Source organism: Nesterenkonia sandarakina (genome assembly GCF_003003175.1).
Lineage (GTDB): Bacteria > Actinomycetota > Actinomycetes > Actinomycetales > Micrococcaceae > Nesterenkonia > Nesterenkonia sandarakina_A.
Genome location: NZ_PVTY01000040.1, coordinates 1 through 6,562, shown reverse-complemented (window position 1 = coordinate 6,562; position 6,562 = coordinate 1). Strand labels below are relative to the sequence as shown.

The following is a 6,562-nucleotide window of genomic DNA, read 5'->3' as shown; positions in this document are numbered from 1 at the left end:
ACGCCTAGCGACATCGGCGGAGACCGGATGAGTTCCTTGGGACAATGGTCTGGTGGATGCCATCAACCTCTTCATGCTTCTTGCCGCTCTCGTGACCCTCGTCGCTATCGGCGGGATACGTGTGGGGGCTCGCTTGGGACTGCCTGCTCTCCTTTTCTTCCTGCTCTTTGGTATGGTCCTCGGCGAAGCGGGGTTCGGCCTGCAGTTCGATGACGCCACGCTCGCCCAAGGCCTGGGCTACGGCGCCCTTGCCCTGATCCTGGCTGAAGGTGGACTCACCACCAAGTGGAGAGAGATCCGTCCATCCATCGGACTCGCCGCACTCCTCGCCACGGTCGGAGTCATCGTCACCATCGCATTGATGACCGTGATCGGCCACTACGCACTGGGTCTACCGATCCTTCTCGCGCTCTTATTTGGAGCGATCAACGCCGGCACCGATGCCGCCGCCGTCTTCTCCGTGCTTCGAGGAATCTCGCTACCCGCTCGAGTCAAATCGGTCTTGGAAGGCGAATCGGGACTCAACGACGCACCCACCGTGTTGATCGTGACAGCAGCCACCGCCGTCGCCATTGGGGATCAACCCTCCGGGGGAATCCCCGTGGTCGCTCTGATGATCCTCGTCCAACTCATCGGCGGTATCGCCCTGGGTGCCGCCTTAGGCGCGGTGGGAGTCTTCGTGCTGCGCCGCTTCGCTCTACCTGCTGCCGGGCTCTACCCGCTTGCCGCGTTGGCCTGGGCACTATTGGCCTACGGGGTCGCGACACAGATCGGCGTCTCCGGGTTCGCTGCCGTCTACATCTGCGCCATGGTCCTGGGCAACGGCAGACTCCCCCACCAGCAGGCGACTCAAGCTTTCGTTGAAGGGACCGGGTGGATCGCCCAGATCGGACTCTTCGTCATGCTCGGCATGCTGGCCAGCCCCGGCAGAATCACCTGGGAAATCGCCGCGCTGGGACTGCTTGCAGGGTTGTTCCTGACCTTCCTGGTGCGTCCCATCGCGGTGGCCGTGTGCGCGGTGTGGTTCAAAGTCCCGTGGCGGGAACAGGCCTTCCTCTCCTGGGCAGGGCTGCGTGGCGCCGTGCCGATCATTCTTGCCACCGTTCCGATGGCGGCACAGATGGACGACGCTGACATGCTCTTCGACGTCGTCTTGGTCTTCGTGGTCGCCTACACCGCCATCCAAGCACCTTCACTGCCCTGGGTCGCCCGACGTCTGGGACTGACCGAGGTAGCTCCCTGCACTGTTGTGCAGATCGAGCCTGCACCGATGGATGAGGAGCGGGCTGACCTGGTCAGGGTGACCATCACCGAAGACTCGGTCCTCACCAGGTCACCGCTGTTCGAGGTGGACCTACCCTCGAAGACCCAAGTCTCTCTGGTCATGCGCGGGGATAGCTCTTTCGTGCCCACGTCAGAGACCCATCTACAACGCCATGACCAATTACTGGTCGTCATTCCGGCGGAAGACGAAGAACGAGTGCAGGAATACTTCCGCGGACTCTCAGCAGACCCGCAGTAACGCCGCGCAGTGCAAAGACCCCCTGACGCGGGGAGAACTGCCCGCAAGCGGATCCCTCTGCGTGCATCGAGCCCCCAACGGGAGTTGGAGTGCCCGCAAGCCGGATCCCCAGCGAGCACCAAACTAAGTGCTGCGACACTAGGCCAGAGGTCAACTAAATCATCAGCAGGCCCGAGCGCCTTCAAGGGACCCCTTCCGCGGATTGAGCGCGTCGGTCTCTTGATCGAAGATGTCGTTGACGCCGTAGATCAGCAGGTTGAACGGCAGCGTCAGCCACAGGAGCAGCGCCAGTGCATCCTAATGCCACAGGTGACCAGACAGCCACATTCCCAGGACAGCGGGACCAACGGTATTGATCCAGAGCACCGGCCGTGAGATGTGGACCATTCGCTGAACCACAGATTCGGTTCTAGATCGAGTCTTGACGGTGGAGACCCTTCTGCCGGGTAGAACAGTGGTGCTCGGATGAACTACAGGCCGGTTCTCGCCGGTGGACTGGCTTTCTGGCGTCCAGTCGTCAGCGGGGGAGGGTCCCATGATCACGATGCTACGTCAGGAACCGCCCCCGACCTGGAGTGTTAACTCAGAGCAGGGACGACCCCGAACAGCGCGCGCCGCGGTGCGAGCCCGGCGCACCGACTTCTTCAGCGCCGCCTGCCGCCCGTCCTCTAAGGTTCATCCATGACGAATCTTCAGGATGCGGTTGTTCTGGTAGTCGGCGCGACGGGCGGGCTCGGCTCGCGGATCGCTGATCAGTTGGAGAGTCAGGGCGCCATTGTTGCCCGTTCCTCGAAGTCTGCTGGGCACGATCTGCGTGAACCCTCGGTGATTCAAGAGGTGCTGGAGGCCACGAATGCAGAGCACGGACGTCTCGACGGGGTGGTGGTCGCGTCCGGGGTCGTCGCCTTCGGTGTCGCGTCCGAGCTGGAACCTGCCACGGTCGAGGAACTGTTCGCGGTGAACACGACCAGTCCGATCCAGCTCATCGCCCAGAGCCAGCCCTACCTCGCGGCATCCGCTAAGGATGGCCGGGAGCCCTTCGTGGTGACGCTGAGCGGCGTCGTCGCGGAGGCGCCGGTCGCTGGGCTGGCGGCGTACTCGGCGTCGAAGGCTGGGCTCGCGGCCTTCGTCCTCGCGGCGGCGCGCGAGTATCGCCGCGCGGGCATCCGGCTCGTGGATGCTCGCCCCGGCCACACCGGAACCTCGCTGTCCGAGCACCCGATTGCCGGGTCAGCGCCGCGATTCGGAGCGGCGCTGGATCCAGATCAGGTGGCAGCACGGATCATCACCGCGATCGTCGAGGGCGAGAAGGATCTGCCCAGCACCGCGTTCCAGGTCCGACCTGGTGATGAGACTAAGCGGGTGTGCGAACGTCTCTAGAACAAGGGCCAGGGAACCGCGGGGCTGTCACCGGCGGGGGCCGGGAACTGCCCCGCCGAGCGCAACCGGGCGCAGCGAGTCGCGAGCGCTGCGATCTCCTCGGCTCTAAGCAGGTCCGCCAGATCGCGGCCGAGGTCCCCGTCGAGTCCTTCTGTGACCCGACCGATGCCGGCGTTCTCTTCGTCGGTGAGCGGCTCCCCGAGCCATCCCCAGAGGACCGTGCGCAGCTTGTAATCCCGGTGGAAGGTGAGCCCGTGGTCCACGCCGTGGCGGTGGCCGGCTGCCATGGCCAGGATGTGATCGCCCTTGCGGTCGGCGTTGTTCACGATGGCGTCGAACACCGCCATGCGCCGCAGCGCCGGGGAGTCTTCATGGATGAGGGTGACCATCCGGCCGGATTCGTCCCGGCCCTCCAGGACATATTTCCAGCCGGTCTCCGGCACGTCGTCCGTCGCGACCAGGTCGACGGCGGCGACGTCAGGATCTTGCTCCTGCCAGAGCTGCACCATCCCTTCACCCAGGGGACCGTCACGCAGCCAGGTGTGCGGGACGACGCCCCAGCCGAGGGCCTCGGAGACCCGGTAGGCGGCCACCTCCCGATGCGCCAGGGTGCCGTCGGGGAAGTCCCACAACGGACTTTCGCCGGCTATCGGCTTATAGACGACGGTCACGTCGCCGATGCTTCCCAGAAATGTCGCGTTGGAGGCCGTCCTGATGCGGCCGGTGAGCGTCAGCTCCGCGGTCACCAGATCGGTCGCGGACATCAGCCCTCGGCAGCGGTGCAGGTATGCCCGTCCGGGTCCACGGGGTAGCCGCAGATCGGGCAGGCCGGCCGCCCCGCGCCTACGACCTCGAGGGTGCGTTTGGCGAATGCCCGGGCGGTACCGACCGGCAGTCGGACCAGCAGCATCTCGGTGTCCTGAGCGTCGTCATCAAGGGGCGACTCGTCGTCGTCGTCGGTATCGACGTCCGACATGGGGTACGCCTCGATGATGACCTGAGCCGTGGTCGGGTCCCAGCCCAGGCTCATGGCACCTGCACGGAAGGATTCTTGAACGGTCTCCAGCTGGTCGTTGTCGACGAGTTCTATGGGAGTGCTGGTGGGAACGCTGAACCGGTTGCCCTCGATGCTGATCAGCTGGTCCAGGATCTCGTCGATCTTCTCCGCGAGCAGAGCCGACTGCTGCTTCTCGAGGGCGACGCTCACCACCTGCTTCCCGGAGCGCACCTGCAGGTAGAACGTGCGCGCCCCCGGAGGGCCGATGGTGCCGACGACGGCCCGGTCAGGCCAGTCAAACTCGTGAACACGTGTAGGCATGTCAGTAGTCTAGGCGCATGTGGTTCAGGCCGCCTGGTGGCCTGCGCCGCCGCCCACCGGAGCATCGCCTGAGCCGATGCCCTTCGCCAGCCAGGAGAGATCCCCCGCGTCGGTGTTGGTCGCGTGGACGCTGGTCCGGCCGGCGCCGTAGCGCACGATCGACACGGAGGCGGGACCCACGTTGATCCGCTGGAACAGGTCAAGATGCATCCCTAGCGCGTCGGCGAGGATCGACTTGATGATGTCCCCATGGCTGACCGCAGCCCACACGGCATCGGGGCCATGCTCGGCTTCGACGGCCGCGTCGTGGCGCCGAATCGCCGCCACAGACCTGGCCTGCATCGCGGCCATGGACTCACCCTCCGGAAAGACGACGGCGGAGGGCTGCGACTGCACCAGCGGCCACAGATCCTCGGCTGCGAGTTCGGAGAGCAGGCGCCCCTGCCAGGTGCCATAGTCAGCTTCGATGAGCTCGGGCTCGAACGGCGCAGAGGGTGTGCCCGGCTGGCGATCAAGGATGTGCTGGGCGGTCTGCTGGCACCGCTCCAGCGGGCTCGACACCACCGCGACCAGCGGAACGGCCGCGAGCCGGTCTCCGGTGAGAGCCGCCTGGTTACGCCCGATGTCGTCCAGACTGACCCCGGGGGCCCTGCCGGCCAGCAGACCGGTGGCATTTGCTGTGGTGCGGCCGTGCCGCACGAGAAGAACTGTCGCCATCCGGCCAGCCTATCGACCCGGACGAGGGTGCCCTCTACCAGGCTTCGGTCGCGGCGTCAGCGCAGCAAGGTGGCCTGCAGGGTGCGCGTGAGCCAGCCCTGGTACTCCTCATCAGTCCAGTCTCGGTCGCCGGTGAGCTGGAAGTAGACCTCCGGCGAGCCGATGCTCCACATCGCGTCGGCCGCGTGGGAGACGTCGAGGGCTGGATCTAGGTCTCCTGCGGCGGCGACGGCTTCGACGATCCGGGTGAAATCGGCCAGCCGTTGCCGGCCCGCCACCTCAGCGATCTCTCGGAGCTCGGGCTCACCCATACGACCAGCCACCAGCACGCTCGCAAGCAGCGGACCGATGCGGATCAGGATGCGGGTCGAGGCCGCCGCGAAAGCAGCGAGAATCCGCTCGCCCGAGCCTCCATGGAGGGCCGTCTGCATGTCGGGTCGCTCGATCAGGGCCACCGGTTCGTCATCTCCTGAGACCGCAGCACCCAGCACCTGACGGACGAGCTCAGGCTTGTTCTTGAACGACTTGTACACGGTCTCCACCGAGACTCCCGCCGCCTTGGCCACCTTGGCCAGCGTCATGGAGCTGTATCCGAGCTCGACCAGCAGTCGTGCGGTGGCGTCCATCACGCTCGCGCGGTTGTCTGCCGCCTGCGCTGCCCGACTCGAGTTGTCATAGGCGCGAGCTCGTCTCTTGACCACCGGTGCGTCTTTGATTACAGTCTCCGTGTATTCGATGCAGTCTAACTGTCGACAATACTAGGGGGAGGGTTTCGATGACCACGAATACTGTTGCAGATGTCGCTGTCGCCTCGTTGCACGCGATGGGGGTCGGAACGCTCGCGGACTTCCGGTCGCTCTACACCGACGATGCGATCAACCGCGAAGCCCTAGCCGAGCCTCCGGATGCACGAGGAACGGGACCCGATGCGCTGTTTGCGACTGCAGCCTGGCTGCGCACCGCCTTCAGCGACCTGTCATGGGAGGTGCATGAGGTCGTCCAAGAGGGCGACCTCGTCGTCATTCACAGCACCATGTCCGGTCGGCAGACAGGACCGTTCGTCAGTTTCACGCCGGACGCCAAGGTCGCCGTGGCGTTCCCGCCGCGGGGGCGGACGTTCTCGGTCACCCAGACGCACTGGATGCGGACGAAGGGTGACAGGGTCTCCGAACACTGGGCCAACCGCGACGACCTAGGGATGAGCCAACAGCTCGGGTGGAACCCGGCCACACCGCTGTACCTGTGCCGGATGCTATTGGCCAGCCGCCGCGAACGGTCGAAGGCCGCGAGGGCCTAGACGGTATGAAGTAGCTCCTTGCGGTCCGCGAGGGGTTGCGGGCCGGGGCCCCACTCACAGAGATTCGTGGATTACCGGACAAGACGCCCCTTGCCCGGCCTTGCCGACATTTGTGGGAGGCCCCGGTGTTTACCGAGCGTACGAGTGTTGGGCTCGATGTGCACGCACGATCTGTCTTCGCGGCAGCAATCGACAGCGACACAGGAGAGCTCTTCCAATCACGACTGACCCCATCACCCGAGCACATCCTCACCTGGGTCCAAGACCTGCCGGGCCCGGTGGCGGTGGCCTACGAGGCCGGCCCGACCGGGTTCGGCCTCTACCGGAC

The 6,562-nt window shown here is 65.5% G+C and carries 7 protein-coding genes and 2 pseudogenes; 4 read left to right on the top strand and 5 right to left on the bottom strand.

The window, feature by feature from the left end:
- Positions 1-52: 52 nt before the first annotated feature.
- A complete protein-coding gene (locus BCL67_RS14870; protein ID WP_106124058.1) occupies positions 53-1,522 on the top strand; it encodes a potassium/proton antiporter in 1,470 nt (489 codons plus the stop codon).
- Between the two features lie 171 nt (positions 1,523-1,693).
- Here BCL67_RS14870 and BCL67_RS16055 read toward each other — a convergent pair.
- Positions 1,694-1,909, bottom strand: a pseudogene (locus BCL67_RS16055) (UbiA family prenyltransferase); the annotation flags it as partial.
- A 294-nt stretch (positions 1,910-2,203) separates the two neighbouring features.
- Between BCL67_RS16055 and BCL67_RS14860 the strand changes: the two are divergent.
- Positions 2,204-2,902, top strand: a complete 699-nt coding sequence (locus BCL67_RS14860) for an SDR family NAD(P)-dependent oxidoreductase (RefSeq protein ID WP_106124181.1) — start codon at positions 2,204-2,206, stop codon at positions 2,900-2,902.
- Here BCL67_RS14860 and BCL67_RS14855 read toward each other — a convergent pair.
- From BCL67_RS14855 to BCL67_RS14840, 4 genes are read right to left on the bottom strand one after another with little or no spacing between them, the layout of a single operon-like run.
- A complete protein-coding gene (locus BCL67_RS14855) occupies positions 2,899-3,666 on the bottom strand; it encodes an SCO1664 family protein (protein WP_106124180.1) in 768 nt (255 codons plus the stop codon). The genes BCL67_RS14860 and BCL67_RS14855 overlap by 4 nt on opposite strands.
- Positions 3,666-4,220 (bottom strand): DUF3090 domain-containing protein, encoded by a 555-nt coding sequence (locus BCL67_RS14850; protein WP_106124179.1) that lies wholly within the window; start codon positions 4,218-4,220, stop codon positions 3,666-3,668. The genes BCL67_RS14855 and BCL67_RS14850 overlap by 1 nt, the downstream gene beginning before the upstream one ends.
- Before the next feature lie 24 nt (positions 4,221-4,244).
- Positions 4,245-4,937, bottom strand: coding sequence for a histidine phosphatase family protein (locus BCL67_RS14845; RefSeq protein WP_106124178.1), 693 nt, complete (start codon positions 4,935-4,937; stop codon positions 4,245-4,247).
- A gap of 56 nt (positions 4,938-4,993) precedes the next feature.
- Positions 4,994-5,563, bottom strand: a complete 570-nt coding sequence (locus BCL67_RS14840; RefSeq protein ID WP_146131213.1) for a TetR/AcrR family transcriptional regulator — start codon at positions 5,561-5,563, stop codon at positions 4,994-4,996.
- Between the two features lie 149 nt (positions 5,564-5,712).
- On the opposite strand from BCL67_RS14840, the gene BCL67_RS14835 reads away from it, so the two are divergent.
- Positions 5,713-6,234, top strand: coding sequence for an ester cyclase (locus BCL67_RS14835; protein WP_106124176.1), 522 nt, complete (start codon positions 5,713-5,715; stop codon positions 6,232-6,234).
- 125 nt (positions 6,235-6,359) lie between these two features.
- Positions 6,360-6,562, top strand: a pseudogene (locus BCL67_RS16090) (IS110 family transposase); the annotation flags it as partial.